Consider the following 22,862-nt stretch of genomic DNA (forward strand, 5'->3'; position numbering starts at 1 on the left):
GGGAGGGAACTATGTCCATGCAATCTCAAGACATTATTAAGCGTTCCGCGACCAATAGTATTACGCCTCCACCACAGGCGCGTGACGATAAATTTGAAGTTTGTAAGCTCATTGATGTGTCATCCTGTATAGGCTGTAAAGCTTGTCAGGTGGCATGTTCTGAATGGAATGATATTCGCGATGAAGTCGGGCATTGCGTTGGGGTTTATGATAACCCAACCGATCTTAGTGCAAAATCGTGGACGGTGATGCGTTTTAGTGAAACAAGCGAAAACGGTAAGCTGGAATGGCTAATCCGTAAAGATGGTTGTATGCACTGTGCAGACCCGGGTTGCCTAAAATCGTGCCCATCTGCGGGAGCGATCATTCAGTATTCAAATGGGATCGTTGATTTCCAATCGGAGCACTGTATTGGTTGTGGCTATTGTATTGCGGGTTGTCCTTTTAATGTACCACGCTTAAATCCTAAAGATAATCGTGTGTATAAATGTACTTTATGTGTTGATAGAGTTTCTGTCGGTCAAGAACCCGCTTGTGTGAAAACTTGCCCAACAGGTGCTATTCGTTTTGGTACGAAGAGGGAAATGCTGGAATACGGCGAAGAGCGTGTCACGAAATTAAAAAATCGAGGATATGCGCAAGCGGGGATTTACGATCCTGAAGGCGTGGGGGGAACTCACGTTGTTTATGTTCTTCATCATGCTGATAAACCGCAACTTTATCATGACTTACCGAAAGACCCACAAATTGATACTCCAATCAATCTGTGGCAGAGCGTCTTGAAACCACTTTCTGTTGCGGGCTTTATAGCCACCTTTGCAGGGTTAATTTTCCACTATGTGGGAATTGGACCGAACAAAGAAGTGAGTGATGATGAGGAGAAAGATGACCATGAGTAAAAAAAGCAAAATGATTGTGCGGACAAAGTTTATTGACCGCGCCTGTCACTGGACTGTTGTCATCAGCTTCTTTTTGGTTGCTTTGTCTGGTATCGCCTTATTTTTCCCAACACTGAAATGGTTGACGGAAACCTTTGGTACTCCACAAATGGGAAGAATTTTACACCCATTCTTTGGTGTACTGATATTCGTCGTATTGATGTTCATGTTTGTTCGTTTTGTGAAACACAATATTCCGGATAAGAAAGACCTTCCATGGATTAAAAATATTGTTGAAGTTCTCAAAGGTAATGAACATGAGGTGGCGGATGTAGGTAAGTATAATGCGGGGCAAAAAATGATGTTCTGGAGTATCATGAGTATGATTTTCGTACTACTGATCACTGGGATTATCATGTGGCGTCCTTATTTTGCTCATCTATTTCCTATGTGGATGGTTCGTTGGAGTATTTTGATCCACGCACTTTCCGCTATTATTCTAATCCACGCGATTCTAATCCATATGTATATGGCATTTTGGGTGAAAGGCTCAATTAATGGCATGATAGAAGGTAAGGTTAGCCGCCGCTGGGCGAGAAAACACCACCCTCGCTGGTATCGTGATGTTGAGGCGAAAGAAGCCAAAGCTGAAGCTGAAGGCAAAAAGTAATTTATTGTTAGATTAAGTCACATCAAGCCATCACTTTGTTTATACATTGTGGTGGCTTTTTTATTGGTTTTACCATGTTATTTATAGTTAAAATTAAATTCATGTAAAACCATTAGGTTGCAAGATGGCAAAATTTTAGTAAGGTAAAAATCGTCATATGACAAAGTGACTTGCCACCAATGATAACGAGAAAATATATGAGTATACAATCTGTTAGGGCATTTTTAGCACAACATGCCCCCGATATTGACATTATAGAAACTGACACCCCAACAGCAACAGTGCAACAAGCGGCAATAGTACATAATGTTGAAGCAAACCAAATCGCAAAAACACTGTCACTTAAACTTAAAAATGAGGTCGTTTTAGTCGTGTGTGCAGGGGAAGCGCGGCTTGATAACCAAAAAGTAAAACAAGTATTGGGGGCAAAAGCGAGAATGTTACGAGCGGATGAGGTTGTAGACTCCACAAGCCATCCGGTTGGCGGTGTTTGCCCGTTTGGTTTGCCCCGAGACCTAGTTATTTACTGTGATATTTCACTACAACAATATAGCGAAGTGCTACCCGCTGCAGGGTCAGTGAATAGCGCTATACGTATTTCACCAACTCGTCTGTTAGAACTTGTCAAAGCATCATGGGTTGATATTTGCCAGTAATCAATCCTGAGCTGTTATGCGGTAAAGTACATGTTCTTGTAGCCAATGGCCATCAGGTAAGGCTGGGTGATAAAAATTATTTGGTTGTTTTATCATGCCTAGTCTTTTCATTACCAATTCTGATGGTGTATTAGGTACCGCAGTAAATGCAACTAGTTCGGCAATCTGTAATTGTTCGAAAGCTAATTGGATCACCGCTTTTGCCCCTTCAGTTGCCAAGCCTTGATGCCAGAATTCAGGTAATAAACGCCAGCCTATCTCAATGCAGGGAGAAAAAGGCAATGTTTTAGCCGGGGTGTTTAAACCAATAAACCCAATGAATTCATTGGTAGACTTCAATTCAACAGCCCATAACCCCCAGCCCCCTTGTTGGGAAAACTTATCGATGATTGTGGCCAGCATTTCGGTACTTTGCTGCTCGCTTAGCACTGAAGGGAAATAACGCATCACCTCTGGGTGGCTGTTCATCAGTGTAAATGGCAGTTTATCTTTTTCTTGCCACATTCTTAGGAGTAAGCGAGGGGTTTCTAACTCAATAATTTTCATGGTTATTGTGCCACAGGGTTAAGGCGCATATGTAGAATAGGATATGGGTTTCCTTCTCCATCTAATTCAGAACGAGCATATTGTGTAAAACCCATATGCTGATAAAAACCAATGGCTTGAGGGTTTTGTTCGTTAACGTCTAGCTCTGTAATACCCAGAGTGTCAATTGCATATTGCAGTAGCTTTTTCCCCGTACCTTGGCCTCTGTTTTCTGGCGAAATAAACAGCATTTCGAGACGATGCTCATCACAGCCCAGAAAACCAATCATATTGCCTAGGTCATCAAATGTGACAAATACAGCTAAATTAGGTAAGTAAATGTCTTTAATTGCCACTTTTAATTCAGCAATTTTTTCTTCGGGTAAAAAGTGATGTGTGGCTCTAACAGATGACTCCCAAACACGAATAATTTCATTATCGTGTGCACGTGTGGCGGTTTGGACTATCATTATATTTACTCCTTATATTTATGGGGTGATCTTAATTATCCAATATGGTATGTCAATGACCTTTTTAATTTTGGTTAAGGTTGTTTTTGAGATATTTATCGCAGAAAAAAAAGCTAACTAATTCATTATTAGATGAGTCGTAATATTGGGCGTGAAGTCTGGGCGTCTGACTTTTTTATAGGGTACTTTTTCATTTTTTTGATTGGATCTTAGGGGTATATTTAATGAAATATAAATTGCTAACATTCTGTTTATCTGCCGCATTATTCACACCTATCGCGCCAGCGCTAGCCAATACAGACAACCAAACTGATATGGTTTTAGACCAAGTTTTAGTGCTTAGTCGCCATAACTTACGAACACCAATTGTTAACACAGGCGTTCTTACTGAGATTACCGATAAAAAATGGCCTGCTTGGGATGCACATAGTGGTTATCTCACCACCAAAGGTGGGGCTTTAGAAGTGTATATGGGGCATTATTTTCGGGAATGGATAGACCAAAACAAATTATTAGCGGATGAGCTATGCCCAACCAGCAGTGAGGATATTTACCTTTATACTAACAGCCTACAAAGAACCATAGCGACAGCCCAATTTTTCGCTGCGGGTGCTTTCCCCGGTTGTAAAGTGAATATCCACCACCAACCTGAAATTGGTAAAATGGACCCCGTATTTAACCCTATTATTACCAACGGAAGCCCAGAGTTCAAACAAAAAGCACTCTCAGCAATGGATGATTATTTGAATGGTTTATCGCTGAAAGCCGGCTATGAAGAGCTTGATACCGTTTTGAACATTAAAGATTCCCAGAAATGTAAAACGGATAAATTATGTAATTTAAATAGCCAGAAAAATAGTTTTATTATTGAAGAAAATAAAGAGCCTGGGGTTAGCGGTCCATTAAAAATGGCCAATTCAGCTGTAGATGCTATCGACCTGCAATATTATGAAGGTTTCCCTGCTGATGAAGTCGCTTGGGGCATGGTCAATTCGCCAGAAAAATGGCAAAAATTAAACACATTAAAAAATGCTTATCAAGAGACGCTGTTTACACCAAAATTGATTGCTAAGAATGTTGCACACCCAATATTAAATTACATTGATAAAGGTTTTGTGTCAGTTGATAAGGGCGAAACTGCAAAATTTATTTTCTTAGTCGGCCACGATTCAAATATTGCGTCGTTGATGTCAGCGATGGATTTTAAACCTTATCAATTACCTCAGCAGTATGAACATACGCCGATTGGTGGGAAATTAGTCTTTCAGCGTTGGACTGATAAACAGGCTAATAAAGATTTTATGAAAGTAGAATATGTTTATCAAACGGCTGATCAACTGAGAGATAATGCTTACTTGTCTCTGCAAACACCACCACAACATGTCACGTTGGAGCTAAAAGGTTGCCCTATTGATAAAAATGGATATTGCTCATGGGAAGACTTCCAAAAAGTCATGGCAATGGCACTAGAGCAATAATGGGTTAATTGCTATGCTAATAGCCCATTCTATTGAGTGGGCTATTGTTTTAATATGATATTTAAATTATGTTCAAAACCGCTAATCAATTTTTCGCTGACTGTATAATATGAGTAATAACTAGGTAACTATGTTGATAGAGTTTCGTAAGTTAAGTCAAATCTGCACCGCAGATATTATTGCATTGAATACCCATCCATTAGTTTTAAAACATATGCCACTGGGTAATAACCAATTTGATGAGGCATTTTGTCGCGATTGGGTTGCTGGCAAAGAGCAACATTGGGGTCAACATGGCTATGGTGTGTGGGCAATCATGATTGATGAGCAATTTGCAGGGTGGGGTGGTTTACAAAATGAAGCCGGTGATGCGGATTTGGCTTTAGTGTTACATCCTGATTTCTGGGGAGCAGGGAAATGCTTGGCGGAGCGCATGATAAATAAAGCATTTACGTCACTTAATGTTGACTCTGTAACGATCCACTTACCTTTAACTCGCTTGAAATTATCAGCAATTTTGCGCTATGGTTTTGTTGAAGAGGCACTCGTAGATTTTGATGGGGTACCCTTCAAGCGTTTTCGCTTAAATAAAAGCTAAGTAAATGACATAAAAAAATCCCTGCTATAAAAGCAGGGAGTGAAAAAAATCACGAAAATGTTTATGAGCCTTTAATGTACCCTAAATAGGTCTTAAATAGTCTGATAAAGTGTATGCCTTTATTGTTTTTTGTAACAATCATTAAAGCTAAACTTTTCATTTGTAAAATGAGCTGACCTAGCTATATATATATATTATTAGTCTTTATTATCGGACGACTAATACGCTTGTCTTAGCATAACGCACTACAGATGCGGCATTAGAGCCTAATAAGTAGGTTGACATGCTCGGACGACGTGAGCCGAGTAAAATAATATCAGCGTTGATATCTTCAGCAACGGCAATAATTTCATCTTTAACAGAGCCAATAGTCGCTTTTGCATGCACTTTATCTGCAGGAACCGAGAACAATTTAATTTTTTCTTTCAATTCAGCAAGGATAAGCTCAGCTTGTTTTGCATCATCTGGAAAATCACCTGGTAAAATGGTGCCACCATAACGTAAATAGTTAGAGATTGGTGCAGTTACAGCAAGAAAGTGTACCGTCGCATTATTTAATTTCTGTAGCGAATTAACATGGGGTACTAATAGGTTGGTGAGTGCGTCTTCGGTTACATCGATCGGAACTAAAATTGTATTGTACATATATTCTCCTTTTTTCTTTTATATTATAAGTTTAGAACATTATCATATATTTTGATATTGATTATCCATAAATTAATAATAACGAATTTTAAAGTTAAAGGTTGTGAGCAAGTAGTCGCAATACATTTTTTATGGGGAAAAGAAAAAGGAAAAGGCTCGGCACCCTCATTTTGAGTATTGAGTTTGCCAAGCCAGAGGGAGTTCGTGAACAGTATAAATTATTTCTTGTTACAGGCTTCTTTCAACCCTGCTTTACAAGCTTGTGCTAGATAATCCGCGGCGGCTTTTTCATCTATCTCAGTGCCTTCACCATTGTTTAGCATTTTACCAATTTGGTATTGGGCAGGTGGGAACTTTTTATCAGCCGATTTTTTAAACCATTCAAAGGCGGTAATATAGTTTTGCTTTACACCAATACCTTGGTAGTAAAATTGCCCCATATAATTTTGAGCTTCAACGTTACCTTTATTAGCTGATTTTTCAAATAAATCCATCGCTGTTTCAAGGTTTTCCTCAACGCCGTTTCCATTTAAATACATATCGCCCAAAAATAGTTGTGCGTCAGAGTTACCTTTATTTGATGCCATAGTTAGCCATTTTTTGGCTTTTCCATAATCTTGTTTGAGTTCATTACCAAGGTAATAGCCGATGCCAAGCATAACTTGTGCTTTAATATCGCCTTTTTGAGCTTCTTGCTCAATTCTTTTAATTGTCTCTTTAGGGACCGCAGCGACGCTATGGTTTATGGAGAAGGTAAATAAAAGAATAAGTGAGAGAATTCTAAGCATAATTTTATATCTTATATGTGTAATGTTCATTTTTATTATCAAAAAGCGATGGTAATCTGTATCTTTTATTGCTGAAAGTTAACAATGCGGAACATCTTTTTAAAGAAAAACCTAGGCTACTACCAATAATACAATAAAGTTAAACTCAATGGATATACGCATTTTTTAGGTAATGAATATCTCTGGATACTCTACGACTATAACTAAAAAATATCAATATCTAATGGTAATTACAACTTATTAGAGTATAAAAACAAGGTCTTTTAGTAACGGGATGTGTTTATTGTAACAATATACTAATAATAATTAAATTGTCTTAATAAGTATGTTTTGACTTAGATGCTAGTCATATATTGTATATATGAGAAGTGGGGAAGAGGTTAAGTTTATTAAACATATTTAGATTATTATGCCAGAAAGCTGTTATTTTTAACTTAAAAATAGACACTGACAATAATTAAAAGTATTCGAAAGTAATTAACACATAATGAGTGACATATGCGGTATTAAAAAGGCGTAAATAAAAGTAGGTACATCTACGCCTTTTAGCGAAAGAAAAACAAGCCTTTCTTCACGAGGTTAAAGGGTTATTCCCCAAATAGTGGGGTAGGCTTACCGTTGTCATCAATAGCGACGAAATTAAACTGGCCATGGATCACTTCTTCACGACCTTCAGAATACATATCTTCTAAAAAGATAGAGACATTGACTGTTAGACTGGTTCTACCAACTCGAATGACTTTGCCAACGAGTTCTACAATGGTTCCCGAAGGAATTGGATGGGTAAAGTTGATTTTTTCTGTTGAAACGGTGACAAGGCGTTTACGACTAAAACGCGTAGCAGTAATAAAGGAAACTTCATCCATCCAAGCGAGTGCAGTACCGCCAAACAAAGTACTATGGTGGTTAGTGGTGGTTGGGAACACGACTTTAGAGACGCGGGAAATTGATTGTTCAATTTTTTGTGCGATGACATCATCAGCAATGGAACTCATGGTTCAGCCTTACAGTTGTTACTTAGTGTATAAATAATGTTAAAAGGTAAGTGTAATACTCATTACAAATAAATTCATCTGTAAATGTGAAGTGAATCGTTCCAGTGACGTTTTTTTTGTTAATGAGAAAAATAATAAGGAAATCTTAAAGACCTATTATTTTATTAATATGCCTTTAAGATTATTGTGAGGTGGGTAACCTCTAATTATCTGAATATTCGGCACTCATACGAATAGCCTTTGCTTTATCCCCGCTTTTGACACAGGAAACAAGAAAAGCTTTCGATTCAGACCAAATGGTGGCTGAAAATTCGCCATCAATATCTTTTTCGATGGTAACTGGGTATGTTTTTACACCGTCGAGCCACTCTATCAGCCCTGATTTGCAGGTAGGGAAGTCATCTTTTGCGATTGAACCATCTAAAGAAGGTACCAATATAGACGGTTTATTATTTGCAGCAATCAGACTTTCTAGCTGTTCAACCGTATAATTTTTTTCACTAAATGCGACAGTACTGACCAGTGCAATAGCTATCCCTAATATTAACTTATTCATAATCACTCCATTTGAATTAAGTCTAGAATGTTAGTGAATAGAATTAGAATAGGCAACAAGAAAACCCTTAAAAAATATAAGGGTTTTCTTGGGGGATAATTAAATATTAGCTAAATCTGTACAGGCTAAATGGCTTAACATCTAACATAGGTTCTTTGCCGAGTAACAGGTCGGCTGTGATTTCTGACGAAACTGGGCTTTCTGTCATACCCCAGCCTGTTGCCGTATTAATTACCAGACCTGGGTACTCTTTGACTTGAGAAATGATAGGGTGCTCATCCGGCGCGATAGCCATTGCACCACTCCATTGGTCAATAAGTTTAGAATCTTTAAAGGCTGGGAATTCAGTTTTTAGTTTCTCAAATGAAGCATTTAATTCTGGTAAGTCTGGTAATGCAGTCATATTTCTGTGTTTTTCGAATGGTGAAACTTCATCCAATCTCCAGCTTGTTGGCTCTGTGAATGAATTAATCAATTGTTCATTCAAGGAAATATGAACAGGGAAATCAGGCATAGATAACAGAGGGATATATTTATAACCGTACACGAAAGAATCTTTAACAACAGGGGCAACGATCACTCGAGGTGACGTTGCGTAGGTGCCATCGGCTTGTTCACGGAAGAAAATATTACCCGGTAAAGCGACGTTACCACCAGGAGCCGTTGCGGAGCCAGAGATCAACTGCTGTGATTGATATGCAGGTAGGGTTGGGACATCAACACCTAGATTTTGCATAAATAGTCTAGACCAAACTCCGCCAGCAACAACAACACGGGAAGTTTTGATTGCCCCTTTTTCAGTCACAACATCAGAAATGACCCCAGCTTGTGTTTCTAAGCCACGCGCTGCACAGTTGGTGTAAATTTTAACCCCAATCTTTTTCGCATAATCAGCCATAACAAAAGCGGCTATTTCTGCATCTAGGCTACCAGAGTCTTCTTCAAAGCCAGCTATTTTCCAGTCTGATTGTGCGCCTTTCAAACGTTGATTTAACTCAGCGCCTTCAATGATACGTGTTTTGAAAGGAATATCTGAACCAACGTTTTTATTTCTACTGTCGATCCACTCTCTGACGTTAACTAAGTCTTCTTCATCGAGGGGAACTTCAACGCGACCTTGTGTGCGATAGCTGGTATCTGCGCCGACTTTAGCATTCATTTCTCTCCAACGTTGTTTAGCAATGTGATGGAGTAAGAATGTTTCATCAGGCATTTTATAGGTAATCACTTGGCCGTAGAAGCGTGAAGACTGCTCCCCAGCGATATTCCCTTTTTCAACTACCACAACATTTAAACCGCGCTCAACAAGGTTTATGGCGGTCATAATTCCTAGAATTCCAGCACCAATAACAACTACGTCAGCCTGCTGCGGTAACGCGCCTTCTGTTCCTTCTACAAAACCATATCTTGGTTTACCGGGAACAAACCTACCCTCACGAGTTAACATTGGAGTTAAAATTCCAGCACCAGCAGCAACGGTAACAACTGCACCACCGATAAGAAATTTTCTTCTAGTAATAGCCATCTTATTGAGTTCCTTGTATTGAATGAGTTTTAACAATTAATCAATGCTTCAATTAGTAATACTTATAATTGTAATTATATTTTTAATAATAATTATAAGTGTAAACTAGTTTGATGAATAATTAAAACTATTAATTAAATGTTAAAAAAATATTTAATTGTTTATTGCAAGGAGGTGGGGAGCCGATACTTTGTACATCCATTGAGGATGTTATCGGCGAGTTGACTGGATAAAAGGAAAAATAAAATGATTTTTAATTTGTTGATTTATAGGTTAAATATGGATTTTTCCTGTTAGGAATAAAGTGGCTTTACCTGTTAATCTCACGCGATTAGCCGTGAGTTCACAAAGCATAACACCACCTCGCGCTGAAAGTTGTTTACCAACTAACTGCAATTTATTTAACCGATTAGCCCACAATGGTGCTATTGCACAATGTGAGGTACCCGTTACTGGGTCCTCATTGACCCCTTTTGCAGGAGCAAAATAACGAGAAACGAAGTCATAACCCTGTTCAGCACTTTTAGCTGTAATAACTAATCCAGGTAGTGGAAGCTGCGATAATTTGAACAAATTAGGTTGGCAGGATTGGACTTGTTCCTCGTTTTCAAGGAAACATAAGTAACGGTCTTTTGCTATCCAAAGCTCTTGAAGTTCCACACCAAGGATCTCCTCTAATTGAGGATATTGCGTAGGTTCACTTTGCATGGAATTTAGGGCTGGGAAATCGAGGGTAAATCCTCGAGAGCTTGGTGTGATAGTTAATTCCCCTGAAAGAGACGTCAATGTGAGAGGGTTATTATTTTGTTTTAATATCTCGTTAAGTACAAAAGCGGCGGCCAATGTTGCATGACCACATAATTTAACTTCAACTTTTGGTGTAAACCAGCGGATATGGTGCCCGACTAAAAAAGCGGTTTCTGATAAATTAATTTCGGCTGCAATTGCAATTAACTTTTCATCAGGTAACCAATCATCAAGTAAAACAATAGCGGCGGGGTTACCGTGAAAAAGTGTATCAGTAAAGGCATCAACATAATAAATTGGTAATGAAAGGCTCATTTTAGGCTTCCCTAATGGGCGAAAAGAGGATGAAAGAAAGGCAGTATAGCGTCTATTTTATTAAAAAATAATAAGCTAATTATGGTGAATGGTATTATAACGTGAGAAACCCGTTAGCTCTGTTAGCTAACGGGATTTGGTGATTAATACTTGTGATTAAGCATTAGCTTCGTTTTTATCGGCATTTTTCAACATTTTTCTGACAGGGATAATCAGTGCAGCTAAAACAATGGCACAGATCACCAGCGCAATAGAAACATGAGAGAATAACTCAGGCATAGAATCTAATTGGTCTTTGCGGATATTACCGCCCATGATACCAGCAGCAAGGTTACCTAATGCACTAGCACAGAACCATAAGCCCATGACTTGCCCACGCATTTTTTGTGGCGCTAATAGTGTCATTGTCGCAAGCCCAATAGGGCTTAAGCATAATTCACCCAATGTAAGCAGTAAAATGCTCGCTACTAACCAAAATGGGGATACACCGCTTTGAGTGGCGAGAACTTGGTTTGCGGCTACCATCATGATAGCAAAGCCAGCAGCAGCAAATAAAATACCAATCACAAATTTAGTCATGCTGCTTGGGTTCATGTTGCGTTTAGCTAACGAAGGCCAAAACCAACTAAATACCGGTGCTAACAGAATGATAAATAACGCGTTAATTGATTGGAACCAAATAGTAGGGATTTCGAAACTGCCCATTTGGCGGTCAGTATAGTCACGAGCAAAAATATTAAAAGAGGTTGGTTTTTGCTCAAATGCTGACCAGAAGAAGGCCGCTGCGACCAGTAAAATTAAACAGGCAATTAGGCGAGAACGTTCGCTGCTGTTTAAGCCCCCAAAGAAAAACATAAATAAGAAATAGAGACCCACACAAGCGGAAATTACATAAGCCGAGCTTTTGGCTATCATTGAAGCATTAAATGGGATCGTTCCGTTGTTGATTAATACGACAAGAATAGCCAACAGCACCATCGATAATGTAACCCACTTACCGACATTTTTGCGTTGAACAGTAGGGCGGTTCCATGTGGAATCGAGGCCGACTTCTTTATCATAACGGCGCATTTGTGGAATAGCGTAGAAGCGGAAGATAAGCAAAGCAATTAACATACCTACGCCACCAAGGCCAAAACCTATGTGCCAGCCATACTTTTCATGTAATGGGCCTATGATTAATGGGGCTATGAATGAACCCATGTTAATCCCCATATAAAATAGAGAGAAACCGCCATCACGGCGTGTATCTTCTTTCTTATATAAGGTACCGACCATAACGGTAATACAGGTTTTAAATAACCCGGTTCCCAAGACAATCAGTAATAAGCCTACGAAAAAGAAAGTATTGGTTAAAAAGGCGGACATTGCGATGGATAAGTGCCCAAATGCAATAATTAATGAGCCATACCATACCGCACGACGTTGCCCTAGCCAGTTATCAGCTAACCAGCCACCGGGTAATGACGTGATGTATACACCGCCAGCAAAAATCCCGACAATAGCGGAAGCTTGTTCAATGGGTAATTCCATTCCGCCTTGTAATAATGCCGCACTCATAAACAGGATAAGTAACGGACGAACACCATAAAAAGAAAAACGTTCCCACATTTCTGTGAGGAAAAGCGAACTCAATGGGTATGGATGCCCAAAAAAAGTTTTTGTTTTAGTCGCAGAATTATTCATCTGTGAACTCCCATAAATTATCTCTTGAGAGGTTGTGCATGATTTAAAACACCAAGCCGAGCGCTTGAGTGTCAATTATTATTGATATGTTAACTTTCAGTTCGGAAACATATTTTTAACATACATTATTATAGAATTGCCTATATACAGAATGAATTTATAGTAAAAGGCCATATTTTAAGGTGAAAATTCGATATAACTCTCATTTTTCACGATAAGGTAGGGGAAGATACAGGATTTTTGTTGACAATAAAAGAAAGATTTTTGAATCGATTAAGTTGTTTAAAAACAATTAGTTATATTATTCCTGGTTAGGTTTTCACTCGGTAAGTCAGTAAAGCTTAGAAATCATCGGGTTTTTGTGCAATAAATAGCTTGTTAGTTACGGGTCTGAAGGTGATGCGCGTAAGTCATCGGACTGGCGCCTGATGACTAACCATGAATAGATTAAGTTGACGAGAACCAAAGCGGATGTGAAGAAAAATACCGCCCTAAAACCATAACTTGCTGCAACAAATGACCCCATTAAAGGCCCTGTCACATTGCCGACATCGCGCAGTGCTTGGTTATAGCTGAAAATTCGCCCGGTAACTTGGTGAGAAATGTTATAAATAATCAAGGTTTGCACTGCGGGTAAGAGCGCCGCATTTAAGGCTCCGAGCATAAATCGCAGAAAGCCTAATTCCCAATAACTCCCAACAAGGCCCATAGGAAATAGAATGAAGATAGAGGTACCTAGTGCCGCAAGTAAAACTTTTTCAGGGCCTATTCGGTCACTAAGCTTACCTAGCATCGGAGCGCTAATTAAAGCTGCTACGCCAGGTATAGAGGCAATAACCCCACTGACAAACGCGAGGTTTTCTAAAGAATGGGATAGGTCACGGACATAGAGGGTGATAACAGGGTTTATTGACCCCATAGCGGCTTGAATAATCATGGTGGTGAAAAACAAGCTAATCACTAGGTTTTTATTGCGTAATGAAGCAAAAACTTGTTTACCTGACAGTGCGTCTTTACGTGAAACAGGGGTGAAACGTTCCCGTACATAGAAAAGAGTGACAAAAAAGCAAATGAATAAGACGGTGGCGGTGATAAAAAATACTGGGCGTAGGCCATATTGGTCAGCAAGTAAGCCACCAATCAGTGGGCCAATCAGAGCCCCACTGACCGCACCTGTCGCGAGAACCCCCATTGCCCAACCACTTTTTTTCACTGGGACTTGAGTGGCGATCAGTGCGTTGGCATTGGGGACAAACCCACCTAGCAGGCCCAGTAATGCCCTTAAAGCCAGTAGTTGCCAAATATTTTGCGCAAAGCCAATTAATACCATCACGATAGCCATACCTAAGGCAGAACGTAATAACATTAATTTACGCCCTTTACGGTCGGACAAGCGCCCCCAAAATGGTGCCGCAATGGCTGAAAATAAGAAGGTAATACTGAAAACTGCGCCGGTCCATAAGTTCAACGAAGCATGGTCTTTGACACCGAGTTGCTCGATGTAAAGGGGGAGAAAAGGCATAATCAAGCTAAAGGCGGCACCGGTTAAAAAACACCCGAACCACACAACGTAGAGATTTCGTTTCCAATAGCCTGTTTTTCCTGTCATACATTGTCCTTCAGTATTGCTGGCTTCACTTAGTTGCCCCTTATACGACGAAATTTTAAAGGGGCTTCAAAGTGTCACCTAGCTGTAGGTCAAATTATTCAGGAGAAAGAATGAATTAAGGTAATGAACTACAGCTAAAAGTTAATGGTGTATTTTATCTAAATCCCCATACAAAGAAGATTCTCCTTCGGGACGCGTCTTGAAACGGCGGTGTAGCCACATATATTGCTCAGGCGCTCTAAGGATTTCTTTTTCAATGATTTGATTCATTTTTGTTGCCGTCGCAAGGTTATCTTCAATAGGGAAGTTATCTATAGCTGGCTGGATGATTAATTCGTAGCCTTTTGCATTCGGTAAACGCTTTGGCGTAAAAGGCACCACTAAAGGTGATGCAAGACGCAAAATAATTTGTGAACCATTGGTGGTCGCGGCATTTTTTACGGCAAATAATGGTGCAAAAGTACTGTTACGTGGGCCATAATCGTGATCAGGGGCATACCAGAGAATTTCCCCATTTTTTAAGTCACGCACCATTCCTTTCATATCTTTGCGGTCAAGCATGTATTTGTTAGAACGCAAGCGGCCACGAGTTTGCAGCCAATCGAGTAAATCATTGTCATTAGCCCGATACACACCGATCCCTGGGTTTAACATTCCAAAAGCCCGGGCACCAATCTCAAGAGTTAGGAAGTGCACACCAAGGGCGATAATCCCTCGGCCTGTTTCTCGTGCTGCGGCTGCATTTTCAGCCCCAATAACTTTAACCCAACGCTGGACTCGCCAATCAGGCCAAAACCATGCCATACCGGTTTCAAAAAGCCCCATACCAACTGATTCAAAATTTTTGTCGATACAGAGCTGCCTTTCTTTTAAGCTCATATCTGGAAAGCATAGCTCAAGATTGCGATCAGCAACTTGAACCCGTTTCTTTAAAAAGCGCATCGACAGTAGACCTAAACGAGTTCCCAGCCAATAAATAACGGGATAAGGCAATAAAACAAGCAGATATAAGATGCCAATACCCACCCATGTTAACCAGTAACGAGGGTGAAGAAAACGTTTTTGAAATTTTGGGGCTAATATCATGAGTATCCGAATATTTTAGTTAGTCATGGTTAATGAATAAAAAGACTAGGTTAAATTATATCAAATTATTCGTTTAAAGCGTTAACCGCCTGCATGGTACTCATTAACTCAGCTAAGTTACGTACCGCCATTTTTTCCATTACTCGCGAACGATGAACCTCAACGGTTCGTACAGAAACGCAGGCTGCCTCGGCAATTTCACGGTTAATCAAACCTTGCAAAACGTAGTGGCAAATGTCTTTCTCGCGGGGAGTGAGCGTCTCATAACGTTGTTTTAATAAATAACGTTCAGTTGCCTTTGTTGTTTGCGCCCGCGCTTGGTCAAGGGTTTTCGCCAGTAGTTGGCTATCTATCGGTTTTTGCAGGAAATCGACAGCCCCTAATTTAACTTGTTCCACTGCCATTGGAATATCGCCATGACCCGACAGAAATATGACCGCTAGCGTGCTTTGTTGCTCCCTAAGATACCGATGAACTTGCCGACCATCCAGTTTAGGCATACGCATATCCAACAAAACCACCCCTTCTTGATGAAGGGCTGCATTCTGAATAAATGTTTCGCTGTCATTCCACACGGTGACACTATAGCCAAGGGTTTCTAGTAAAAATTGGCAAGCATCGGTCACATCGGTGTCATCATCCACTAGATGAATAACTGGCATCAATTTATACCTCGTAGTTTAGAGGGGGACAAAATAAAGTATTAGCTGATGAGCGTTGATTGTCTTAATAAAGCTATTGTCACATAGACTTAAAGTTAATGTTATCAATTGTGTGGCAAAACATGCTTAATTTATTGAATTATTATAGTAGTTGAAAATTAAGGTCACTCGTAGGCCATTTAACCCTTCATCAGTGATATTATTTTCAATGCGAATATCGCCGCCTTGGCTTTGGATCAAACGCTGGCAGATCACCAACCCTAGCCCCAAACCTTCTTTTTTAGTGGTATGAAATGGGATGATCCCTTGTTCTAGTTGTTCGGTCGGCATTCCTCCTGCGTTATCTTGTAAAACCAGAAGAAAGCGGTCTTGTGCAAAGTGAAAACCAAAGCTCAGGGTTGTGGCTCCGGCTTGTAAACTGTTGCTCACTAAATTAGAAAGGAGTTGTTCAAGCAGTGTATCGGGCAAAGTCAGGGTGACATCAGGTGTCTCTGGTAATAGCAATTTTGCATCTGGATAGTGCTGATCTACACGTAAAAGTTGCCAGATATGATTAATGGCTTGCCTCACTGATTGCTGGTTTAATGTTACCGCTGGGTCTTGACCCGGTTTCCCTGCCCAAAGACGTAAGTTGCGAATAATGTCTGCACCACGTTGCGCTTGGTCATCGATTTTAGTTAACGCACTAATGAGTGGGTGGTTATTTGACTCCTTGCTAAGGCGTAAGATACACCCTTGCGCATAATGACGAATGGCAGATAAAGGTTGGTTCAGTTCATGGGCAAAGCCCGATGCCATTTCGCCTAAAATATTTAATCGCTGAGCTTTTTGTAAATTGGCTTCTTGTTCTCGTAAGCGGTTGTGCGCCACTTCGAGTTGCCGGCTTCGGCGCCTAACTAAGAAGGCAATCCAAATGTGATTTACGCCTAGTAAAACAAAGAACAACGCAACAAGGCTAATAGTAATTTGGTTTTGAATGGTCCAACTGACGATATCTTGCCATATTTGCCGCTGTTGTGGATGTTGATTCACATCGCGGAGCAAAGTTTCGACTTGAGTGACTGAGGCAGGAGCCCCCCAACGCATAGTGGTATTATCCGTTGAAAGTAACGTTTTAGTGACTTTATCGACCAAATTGTCTGGAACATCGCTTAATGCGGCGAAAGACCAGTTTGGGTATAGCTCGGTACTAGTTAAACAAGATAATGAACTTGGATGCTGAATTAACGGACGAAACTGGGTTTTATCAATTAGCCCTTCACTGTGCATATTTTCTAATAAACAGACAGGGACAATGGCAGCAGACAATGAGTCATCCCGTAGTGCATATAATAGGGCATCCGCAGGGAACCCTAAAAACTGCATTTGAAAGTCTTTAGCCGCGTCATACCCCATATCTCTTAATACCTTATAGCCTAATAAGTAACCACCAAAGGCATCAGGTGAAATGGCACCGACTTTTTTACCAATCAAATGCTTTACGTCAGAAATATCACTTTCTTTTCGTACCAGTATCAAACTGCCAATCACATTACGGGTGGTGCTATTTGGTTCGACATCAGAACGTAATGATAATAGCCAGCGCAAGTGATAGCGATTATCTAATTGAATAAACTGCGCGGGGTTGGTCAGTAAAAAATCAATTTTGCGGTTAGAAATAGCTTCTTTCATTTCATCAAGGTTTAACGGCAATAAAGTAAACCGTTCCCCCTGAATAGAATCATTGAGTGTGTCAATTAATGGTTGCCAATGGGATTGTGTGGTACTGGGCCCACGCAAAGCCAGTACCCCGATAGTCCATTGTGCAGAAATGGCCGGTAAGGACCACATAAGCAGCGTAATTAATAGTATGTGATACAACGGTATAGATGTTTTTTTTAACATATTTGGCTTATTCGTTGCGTTAGATCAATTTAGCTACGGGTATGTGGTAAACCACAATAGGGCGGTGGTGCCTCTCTTCTTACAATGGCATTACAAGTTTTATCAAGATAATACAGTAGTTTTAAAGAGAAATAACAATTTCAGTGGTTATCTTAACGAGACTGTATTCATTGTCAATAACACATGCAATACAAATAACATATTGATTAATAACTTTTATTTTCGCATTAGCAATGTCAGTACTGGAGCCTATTATGGATCTGAGTAAACGAAAATTTCTACAACAAATTGGGGCTGTGACTGCGGGAGCATCATTAATTCCCATTGCAGAAGCTGGCCTAAATTTTTCTCCTACGCGTAGAGAAGGCAATCCAGAAAAACGATATGGAATGTTGATTGATTTACGTCGTTGTATTGGTTGCCAATCTTGCACAGTCAGCTGCTCTGTTGAAAACCAAACCCCTCAAGGGCAATTTAGAACCACAGTTAACCAATATCAAGTTGCGGTTAAGGGCGAAGAAGGGTTTACCAATGTACTTCTACCTCGCTTATGTAACCACTGCGATAATCCTCCTTGCGTACCCGTATGCCCTGTTCAAGCAACTTTCCAACGGGAAGACGGCATAGTAGTCGTTGATAATGAACGTTGCGTAGGGTGTGCTTACTGTGTACAAGCCTGCCCATATGATGCGCGTTTTATCAACCATTCAACCCAAACTGCAGATAAATGTACGTTTTGCGCTCATCGTTTAGAAGTTGGTTTATTACCTGCTTGTGTTGAATCTTGTGTAGGTGGGGCTCGCATTATCGGTGATTTAAAAGACCCTAACAGTACTATTCGTAAAATGCTGACTGAGCATGAAGCAGAAATTAAAGTACTCAAGCCAGAAAGTGGCACCTTACCGCAAGTATTCTATCTCGGTTTAGATGATGCGTTTGTTCAGCCGCTGCAAGGTAAAGGGCAGCCCGCGTTATGGCAGGAGGTATTCTGATGAATGGCCAAGTGACTTATATTTCTGAAATGATGGCTCAGCCACAAGAATTTTTTTGGCTTCCTTGGGCGGTACAATACTTTTTCTTTATTGGAATCGCCTCTTGCGCGGTGCTGTATGCCTGTTATTTACATTGGCAAAACAAAAGTGAAAACAGCCGCTTAGAAATGATTTCCGTATTTATTGCTATCACAATGGGGATCACTGCACCGCTTGCACTAACGGCAGATTTACACCAAACCGCAAGAGTATGGCATTTTTATGCACACCCAACGTTATGGTCTTGGATGTGGTGGGGCTCTGTATTATTACCCTTATTTACCACATTTATCGGCTTATACTTTGTTGCTTTAATCGTCAAAATGATTTGGAAAAAACACTTTAAAGCGACGCGCTGGGTGGCATTGCTTGCCGCATTATCGGCAATTGGCCTGCTACTTTATACCGGTCGTGAGGCATCTGTATTAACGGCTCGCCCAATCTGGAACAGCTGGTGGATGCCAGTACTTATGTTCTTGAGTGCATTACAGGTTCTGCCTGCATTGATTGGACTCGGTGCTCGTCGTGAGCCCCAATATCAAAACCGTTTAGCACGCTTCCAAGTGATTACATTGTTACTATTTGCTGTCTGTTTTGCGCTATGGCTTTCAGGGGATACCACATCGGGTATTGCTGTACGCCAACAAATAGACATGGCGAGCCCAGGTTGGTGGATGCTAATGGGGGTATGTGCACTGTGGTTAGTGGCTTTCGGAATGTCTGCGAGTAATGTAAAAGCCGTTCGCTCTGTCCCTTACATTACCGTTTTAGCATTAGTGTCGATGGCTTTTGCTTGGACATTACGTTGGATTTTCCTAATGGAAGTTCAAGCTGTACCAAAATATAACATTATCGCTAACCCATATCATTTCCCACTGGGAACCGATGGACTATTGGCTATCGTAGGAACATTTGGTTTATGGATTGCGTTAACAATTATTGTTCGTGAAGGTGTTCGCTGGTTTGCGGGGAGAGTGCAACATGGCTAAATTCTCAAGACGTCAATGGCTTAAAGGTGGTTTGGTAGTTGGTGGTATCGCATTATTTGGTGCAAGCTACCGAGATGTGGCCAAACGCGCAGTCGATGGGCTAGTTAACGGCACTTCTGGTAAAGTCACTCTTGACCGCATTAATGGCAACTCTTTGCGACCAGAAGGTCAGGCGACTAAAGGCTGGCAAGAAAACCCGGAACAAGTAGTTGCAATGACCCAATGCTTTGGTTGTTGGACACAATGTGGTATTCGTGCCCGTGTCGATACCGCTAAAAATGAAGTATTACGTATCGCAGGTAACCCTTATCACCCATTATCACACGAAGAGCATTTTCCTTATGGAATGCCGCTGAAAACTGCATTTAATAAAATGAGCGGGGAATCAGGGCTAGAACATCGGTCAACCGCTTGTGCGCGTGGGGCAACCTTAATGGAAGGTTTAACTAGCCCACTGCGTATTTTAGAACCAATGAAACGTGTTGGTAAACGTGGAGAGGGCAAGTGGCAACGCATCAGTTTTGAGCAATTAATTAAAGAAGTTGTTGAAGGCGGTGATTTATTTGGTGAAGGCCATGTTGATGGTTTAAGAGCTATTCGTGACCTTGAAACGCCACTTGACCCAGCACAGCCAAAATTGGGCCCCAAAGCGAACCAGCTGCTGGTAACTAACGCAGGGGACGACGGGCGTGATGGGTTTATTCGTCGCTTTGCTCAAAACGCGTTTGGCAGTAAAAATTTCGGTGCCCACGGTTCCTATTGCGGTCTTGCTTATCGCGCCGGTTCGGGTGCTTTAATGGATGACTTAAACAAAAATGCGCACGTAAAACCAGATTGGGATAACGTTCGTTTTGCATTATTCCTTGGAACCTCACCAGCTCAGTCAGGTAACCCATTTAAACGCCAAGGTCGCCAGTTAGCGACAGCACGTCTGCGTGACTCGTTTAACTATGTGGTGGTTTCTCCTGCGCTACCACTGACAACCACACTGGCTAATGACCATGGTCACTGGGTGCCAGTACAACCCGGAACTGATGCAGCGTTAGTCATGGGAATGATCCGCTGGATCATTGAAAATGAGCGTTATAATGCCAAGTACCTTAGCGTGCCTAGTGAGAAATCAATGGAAGCGATGGGGGAGAAAAGTTGGACAAACTCAACGCATTTAGTCATTACTGATGATGCTCACCCATTAGCAGGCAAATTATTAATTTCATCTTATCTTACTGGCGAAGGCGACGATGAAAAAGCTTATGTCGTCCAAGATACGTCTGGTGAATTGAAACTTGCCAGTGAAGTCCCTGCCGCAGAGTTGTTTGTCACTCGCCAAGTGACATTGCATGATGGCAGTGAAGTTACCGTAAAATCGAGCTTCCAATGCTTAAAAGAAGCGGCCAATCGTATGACACTCCAAGAATATAGCGATCGCTGCCATGTTCCAGTGAAAACCATTGAATCATTAGGTAGAGCATTAACGTCATATGATAGAAAAGCTGCCGTTATTTCTCATGGCGGCATGATGGGCGGTAATGGCTTTTACACTGCATGGTCAGTCGTTATGCTTAACGCATTGATTGGTAACTTGAACTTGAAAGGTGGTGTGTCCGTTGGGGGCGGTAAATTCAACGGTGAAATGGATGGTCCACGTTACAAAATTGCCAGCTACAAAGGCAAAGTAAAACCAAAAGGCGTTGTTTTATCGCGTAGTAATGAAGTGTATGAAAAATCAGATGAGTTCAAAGCGCGCCTTGCGGCAGGGGAAAATCCGTATCCTGCAAAAGCACCTTGGTATCCGTTTGCTAAAGGGCAACTCACTGAGCAGCTGGCATCAGCATTAATGGGGTATCCTTATGCATTAAAAGCTTGGATCACCAATATGACCAACCCGGTGTATGGAATCGCGGGTATCCGCCAAGTGATGGAAGAAAAACTGAAAGATCCAAAACACCTTCCGTTGATTATCGGTATTGATGCCTTTATGAATGAAACCACTGCGCTGGCAGATTATATCGTACCGGATACCCATAATTTTGAAAGTTGGGGTTTTAGCGCTCCTTGGTCAGGGGTTCAAGTTAAAGCGAGTACAGCGCGTTGGCCGATTGTTGAGTCACGTACCGCCAAAACGGCAGATGGTCAGCCCGTATCGATGGAAAGCTTCTGTATTGCAGTTGCCAAAGAATTGGGGTTACCTGGTTTTGGCGACAACGTGATTGAAGATATGGATGGCAACCTGCATTCACTAAATACAGCGGAAGATTATTATTTACGTGTTGCTGCGAATATGGCGTGGCTAGGTGAAAAACCAGTACCAGAAGCCGCTTCGGAAGATATCCAAATTAGTGGGGTAGAACGTATTTTACCTGCGATCACCAATACGCTAAAACCTGAAGAAGTTCGCCGTGTTGCTTATATCTTTACGCGAGGTGGCCGTTTCGCACCATATGAAAAAGCATGGGATGGCGATGCAACTGGTCCGCAATGGAAAAAAGGCTTACAAATTTGGAACCCAACTGTGGCCGTTAATCGCCACGCGATCACCGGTGAACGTTACAGTGGTTGCCCTACATATTACCCACCGCGTATGGCAAATGGTGACGATGTGAATGTGGTGTTCCCAGAAAAAGAATGGCCATTGAAACTAATGTCATTCAAATCCCATGTGATGAGTAGTTCGACAACAGTAATTGAACGCTTACGTCATGTTAAACCTACGAATCTTGTTGCTATTCACCCTGATGATGCCGCAAAAGTGGGGGTTAAACACGGAGATTGGATACGTATTACCACACCGGGTGGCCAAGCAGAGGCTCAAGTGAGTGTGCTTGATGGCGTGATGCCGGGAGTACTTGCAATTGAACATGGCTATGGTCATACCGAAATGGGCGCGAAACAGCATTATTTAGATGACCAACCGATGCCAATGAATGCTGCAAATGGTTCAGGGATCAATCTAAACGATTTAGGTTTTGCAGACCCAACAAGGGAAGTCGCCAATACATGGTTAGATTGGGTATCGGGTGCTTCTGTACGTCAAGGTTTACCTGCTCGAATTGAGCTCATTGGTTAAAA

21 protein-coding genes are annotated in these 22,862 nt (G+C 41.1%); 8 read left to right on the forward strand and 13 right to left on the reverse strand.

Annotated features, from left to right (window positions below):
• Window positions 1-11: 11 nt before the first annotated feature.
• The 3 genes from fdxH (at window position 12) to ACPEH5_RS00300 (ending at window position 2,204) form a co-directional block, all read left to right on the forward strand.
• Window positions 12-899: a formate dehydrogenase subunit beta gene (fdxH, locus tag ACPEH5_RS00290; protein ID WP_164975524.1), complete on the forward strand. Its 888-nt coding sequence runs from the start codon at window positions 12-14 to the stop codon at window positions 897-899.
• On the forward strand, window positions 892-1,548 hold the full coding sequence (gene fdnI / locus ACPEH5_RS00295) for a formate dehydrogenase-N subunit gamma (RefSeq protein WP_042848077.1): 657 nt from the start codon (window positions 892-894) through the stop codon (window positions 1,546-1,548). The genes fdxH and fdnI overlap by 8 nt, the downstream gene beginning before the upstream one ends.
• A 197-nt stretch (window positions 1,549-1,745) precedes the next feature.
• Complete coding sequence (locus tag ACPEH5_RS00300) at window positions 1,746-2,204, forward strand: YbaK/EbsC family protein (protein ID WP_042847995.1); 459 nt, start codon at window positions 1,746-1,748, stop codon at window positions 2,202-2,204.
• Here the strand turns inward: ACPEH5_RS00300 and ACPEH5_RS00305 are convergent, their stop codons facing one another.
• Both ACPEH5_RS00305 and ACPEH5_RS00310 read right to left on the reverse strand, forming a co-directional pair.
• On the reverse strand, window positions 2,205-2,750 hold the full coding sequence (locus tag ACPEH5_RS00305; RefSeq protein ID WP_281111238.1) for a GNAT family N-acetyltransferase: 546 nt from the start codon (window positions 2,748-2,750) through the stop codon (window positions 2,205-2,207).
• 2 nt (window positions 2,751-2,752) lie between these two features.
• Window positions 2,753-3,199, reverse strand: coding sequence for a GNAT family N-acetyltransferase (locus ACPEH5_RS00310; protein WP_042847992.1), 447 nt, complete (start codon window positions 3,197-3,199; stop codon window positions 2,753-2,755).
• A 224-nt stretch (window positions 3,200-3,423) separates the two neighbouring features.
• On the opposite strand from ACPEH5_RS00310, the gene agp reads away from it, so the two are divergent.
• Together agp and ACPEH5_RS00320 are read left to right on the forward strand one after the other, a co-directional pair.
• The gene (gene agp, locus ACPEH5_RS00315; RefSeq protein ID WP_042847990.1) at window positions 3,424-4,677 is read left to right on the forward strand and encodes a bifunctional glucose-1-phosphatase/inositol phosphatase; all 1,254 of its coding nucleotides are present in this window, start codon (window positions 3,424-3,426) and stop codon (window positions 4,675-4,677) included.
• A 130-nt stretch (window positions 4,678-4,807) separates the two neighbouring features.
• Window positions 4,808-5,275, forward strand: a complete 468-nt coding sequence (locus tag ACPEH5_RS00320; protein WP_281111237.1) for a GNAT family N-acetyltransferase — start codon at window positions 4,808-4,810, stop codon at window positions 5,273-5,275.
• Window positions 5,276-5,482: 207 nt separating this feature from the next.
• Here the strand turns inward: ACPEH5_RS00320 and ACPEH5_RS00325 are convergent, their stop codons facing one another.
• The 11 genes from ACPEH5_RS00325 to ttrS all read right to left on the reverse strand — a co-directional run bounded on the left by ACPEH5_RS00325 (window position 5,483) and on the right by ttrS (window position 17,773).
• Window positions 5,483-5,920, reverse strand: a complete 438-nt coding sequence (locus ACPEH5_RS00325) for a universal stress protein (RefSeq protein WP_042847987.1) — start codon at window positions 5,918-5,920, stop codon at window positions 5,483-5,485.
• Window positions 5,921-6,138: 218 nt separating this feature from the next.
• Window positions 6,139-6,708 carry a tetratricopeptide repeat protein gene (locus tag ACPEH5_RS00330; protein WP_042847984.1) on the reverse strand — a complete coding sequence of 190 codons (570 nt, stop codon included), beginning with the start codon at window positions 6,706-6,708 and terminating at the stop codon, window positions 6,139-6,141.
• Window positions 6,709-7,295: 587 nt separating this feature from the next.
• Entirely contained in the window at window positions 7,296-7,703 is a 408-nt protein-coding gene (locus tag ACPEH5_RS00335; RefSeq protein WP_042847983.1) for an acyl-CoA thioesterase, read from the reverse strand.
• Between the two features lie 202 nt (window positions 7,704-7,905).
• Window positions 7,906-8,259 carry a hypothetical protein gene (locus ACPEH5_RS00340; protein ID WP_042847982.1) on the reverse strand — a complete coding sequence of 118 codons (354 nt, stop codon included), beginning with the start codon at window positions 8,257-8,259 and terminating at the stop codon, window positions 7,906-7,908.
• A gap of 106 nt (window positions 8,260-8,365) precedes the next feature.
• A complete protein-coding gene (locus tag ACPEH5_RS00345) occupies window positions 8,366-9,784 on the reverse strand; it encodes an NAD(P)/FAD-dependent oxidoreductase (RefSeq protein ID WP_042847981.1) in 1,419 nt (472 codons plus the stop codon).
• A 273-nt stretch (window positions 9,785-10,057) separates the two neighbouring features.
• The gene (locus ACPEH5_RS00350; RefSeq protein WP_131680689.1) at window positions 10,058-10,846 is read right to left on the reverse strand and encodes a PhzF family phenazine biosynthesis protein; all 789 of its coding nucleotides are present in this window, start codon (window positions 10,844-10,846) and stop codon (window positions 10,058-10,060) included.
• A gap of 156 nt (window positions 10,847-11,002) precedes the next feature.
• Entirely contained in the window at window positions 11,003-12,532 is a 1,530-nt protein-coding gene (locus tag ACPEH5_RS00355) for a peptide MFS transporter (protein ID WP_198861288.1), read from the reverse strand.
• A gap of 382 nt (window positions 12,533-12,914) precedes the next feature.
• Window positions 12,915-14,141: a multidrug efflux MFS transporter MdtG gene (mdtG, locus tag ACPEH5_RS00360; protein ID WP_042847978.1), complete on the reverse strand. Its 1,227-nt coding sequence runs from the start codon at window positions 14,139-14,141 to the stop codon at window positions 12,915-12,917.
• Window positions 14,142-14,282: 141 nt separating this feature from the next.
• The gene (locus tag ACPEH5_RS00365; RefSeq protein WP_042847977.1) at window positions 14,283-15,227 is read right to left on the reverse strand and encodes a Kdo(2)-lipid IV(A) acyltransferase; all 945 of its coding nucleotides are present in this window, start codon (window positions 15,225-15,227) and stop codon (window positions 14,283-14,285) included.
• 65 nt (window positions 15,228-15,292) lie between these two features.
• Window positions 15,293-15,889 carry a tetrathionate respiration response regulator TtrR gene (gene ttrR, locus ACPEH5_RS00370; RefSeq protein ID WP_048606760.1) on the reverse strand — a complete coding sequence of 199 codons (597 nt, stop codon included), beginning with the start codon at window positions 15,887-15,889 and terminating at the stop codon, window positions 15,293-15,295.
• Between the two features lie 126 nt (window positions 15,890-16,015).
• Window positions 16,016-17,773 (reverse strand): tetrathionate respiration histidine kinase TtrS, encoded by a 1,758-nt coding sequence (gene ttrS, locus ACPEH5_RS00375; protein WP_071547921.1) that lies wholly within the window; start codon window positions 17,771-17,773, stop codon window positions 16,016-16,018.
• A 254-nt stretch (window positions 17,774-18,027) separates the two neighbouring features.
• Here ttrS and ttrB point away from each other — a divergent pair, with 254 nt between their 5' ends.
• From ttrB to ttrA, 3 genes are read left to right on the forward strand one after another with little or no spacing between them, the layout of a single operon-like run.
• Entirely contained in the window at window positions 18,028-18,765 is a 738-nt protein-coding gene (gene ttrB, locus ACPEH5_RS00380) for a tetrathionate reductase subunit TtrB (protein ID WP_042847974.1), read from the forward strand.
• Window positions 18,747-19,793 carry a tetrathionate reductase subunit TtrC gene (gene ttrC / locus ACPEH5_RS00385; protein ID WP_131680688.1) on the forward strand — a complete coding sequence of 349 codons (1,047 nt, stop codon included), beginning with the start codon at window positions 18,747-18,749 and terminating at the stop codon, window positions 19,791-19,793. Before ttrB ends, ttrC begins: the two co-directional genes overlap by 19 nt.
• Window positions 19,786-22,860 carry a tetrathionate reductase subunit TtrA gene (gene ttrA, locus ACPEH5_RS00390; RefSeq protein WP_071547922.1) on the forward strand — a complete coding sequence of 1,025 codons (3,075 nt, stop codon included), beginning with the start codon at window positions 19,786-19,788 and terminating at the stop codon, window positions 22,858-22,860. Before ttrC ends, ttrA begins: the two co-directional genes overlap by 8 nt.
• The last annotated feature ends 2 nt before the right edge of the window (window positions 22,861-22,862 follow it).

This window comes from Providencia sp. NPDC089933 (assembly GCF_049545585.1).
Lineage (GTDB): Bacteria > Pseudomonadota > Gammaproteobacteria > Enterobacterales > Enterobacteriaceae > Providencia > Providencia huashanensis.

Excerpts from the sequence above, each read along its gene's own strand:
- fdxH (WP_164975524.1), top strand. The coding sequence starts at position 12 with ATGTCCATGCAATCTCAAGACATTATTAAGCGTTCCGCGACCAATAGT.
- fdnI (WP_042848077.1), top strand. The coding sequence starts at position 892 with ATGAGTAAAAAAAGCAAAATGATTGTGCGGACAAAGTTTATTGACCGC.
- ACPEH5_RS00300 (WP_042847995.1), top strand. The coding sequence starts at position 1,746 with ATGAGTATACAATCTGTTAGGGCATTTTTAGCACAACATGCCCCCGAT.
- ACPEH5_RS00305 (WP_281111238.1), bottom strand. The coding sequence starts at position 2,750 with ATGAAAATTATTGAGTTAGAAACCCCTCGCTTACTCCTAAGAATGTGG.
- ACPEH5_RS00310 (WP_042847992.1), bottom strand. The coding sequence starts at position 3,199 with ATGATAGTCCAAACCGCCACACGTGCACACGATAATGAAATTATTCGT.
- agp (WP_042847990.1), top strand. The coding sequence starts at position 3,424 with ATGAAATATAAATTGCTAACATTCTGTTTATCTGCCGCATTATTCACA.
- ACPEH5_RS00320 (WP_281111237.1), top strand. The coding sequence starts at position 4,808 with ATGTTGATAGAGTTTCGTAAGTTAAGTCAAATCTGCACCGCAGATATT.
- ACPEH5_RS00325 (WP_042847987.1), bottom strand. The coding sequence starts at position 5,920 with ATGTACAATACAATTTTAGTTCCGATCGATGTAACCGAAGACGCACTC.
- ACPEH5_RS00330 (WP_042847984.1), bottom strand. The coding sequence starts at position 6,708 with ATGCTTAGAATTCTCTCACTTATTCTTTTATTTACCTTCTCCATAAAC.
- ACPEH5_RS00335 (WP_042847983.1), bottom strand. The coding sequence starts at position 7,703 with ATGAGTTCCATTGCTGATGATGTCATCGCACAAAAAATTGAACAATCA.
- ACPEH5_RS00340 (WP_042847982.1), bottom strand. The coding sequence starts at position 8,259 with ATGAATAAGTTAATATTAGGGATAGCTATTGCACTGGTCAGTACTGTC.
- ACPEH5_RS00345 (WP_042847981.1), bottom strand. The coding sequence starts at position 9,784 with ATGGCTATTACTAGAAGAAAATTTCTTATCGGTGGTGCAGTTGTTACC.
- ACPEH5_RS00350 (WP_131680689.1), bottom strand. The coding sequence starts at position 10,846 with ATGAGCCTTTCATTACCAATTTATTATGTTGATGCCTTTACTGATACA.
- ACPEH5_RS00355 (WP_198861288.1), bottom strand. The coding sequence starts at position 12,532 with ATGAATAATTCTGCGACTAAAACAAAAACTTTTTTTGGGCATCCATAC.
- mdtG (WP_042847978.1), bottom strand. The coding sequence starts at position 14,141 with ATGACAGGAAAAACAGGCTATTGGAAACGAAATCTCTACGTTGTGTGG.
- ACPEH5_RS00365 (WP_042847977.1), bottom strand. The coding sequence starts at position 15,227 with ATGATATTAGCCCCAAAATTTCAAAAACGTTTTCTTCACCCTCGTTAC.
- ttrR (WP_048606760.1), bottom strand. The coding sequence starts at position 15,889 with ATGCCAGTTATTCATCTAGTGGATGATGACACCGATGTGACCGATGCT.
- ttrS (WP_071547921.1), bottom strand. The coding sequence starts at position 17,773 with ATGTTAAAAAAAACATCTATACCGTTGTATCACATACTATTAATTACG.
- ttrB (WP_042847974.1), top strand. The coding sequence starts at position 18,028 with ATGGATCTGAGTAAACGAAAATTTCTACAACAAATTGGGGCTGTGACT.
- ttrC (WP_131680688.1), top strand. The coding sequence starts at position 18,747 with ATGGCAGGAGGTATTCTGATGAATGGCCAAGTGACTTATATTTCTGAA.
- ttrA (WP_071547922.1), top strand. The coding sequence starts at position 19,786 with ATGGCTAAATTCTCAAGACGTCAATGGCTTAAAGGTGGTTTGGTAGTT.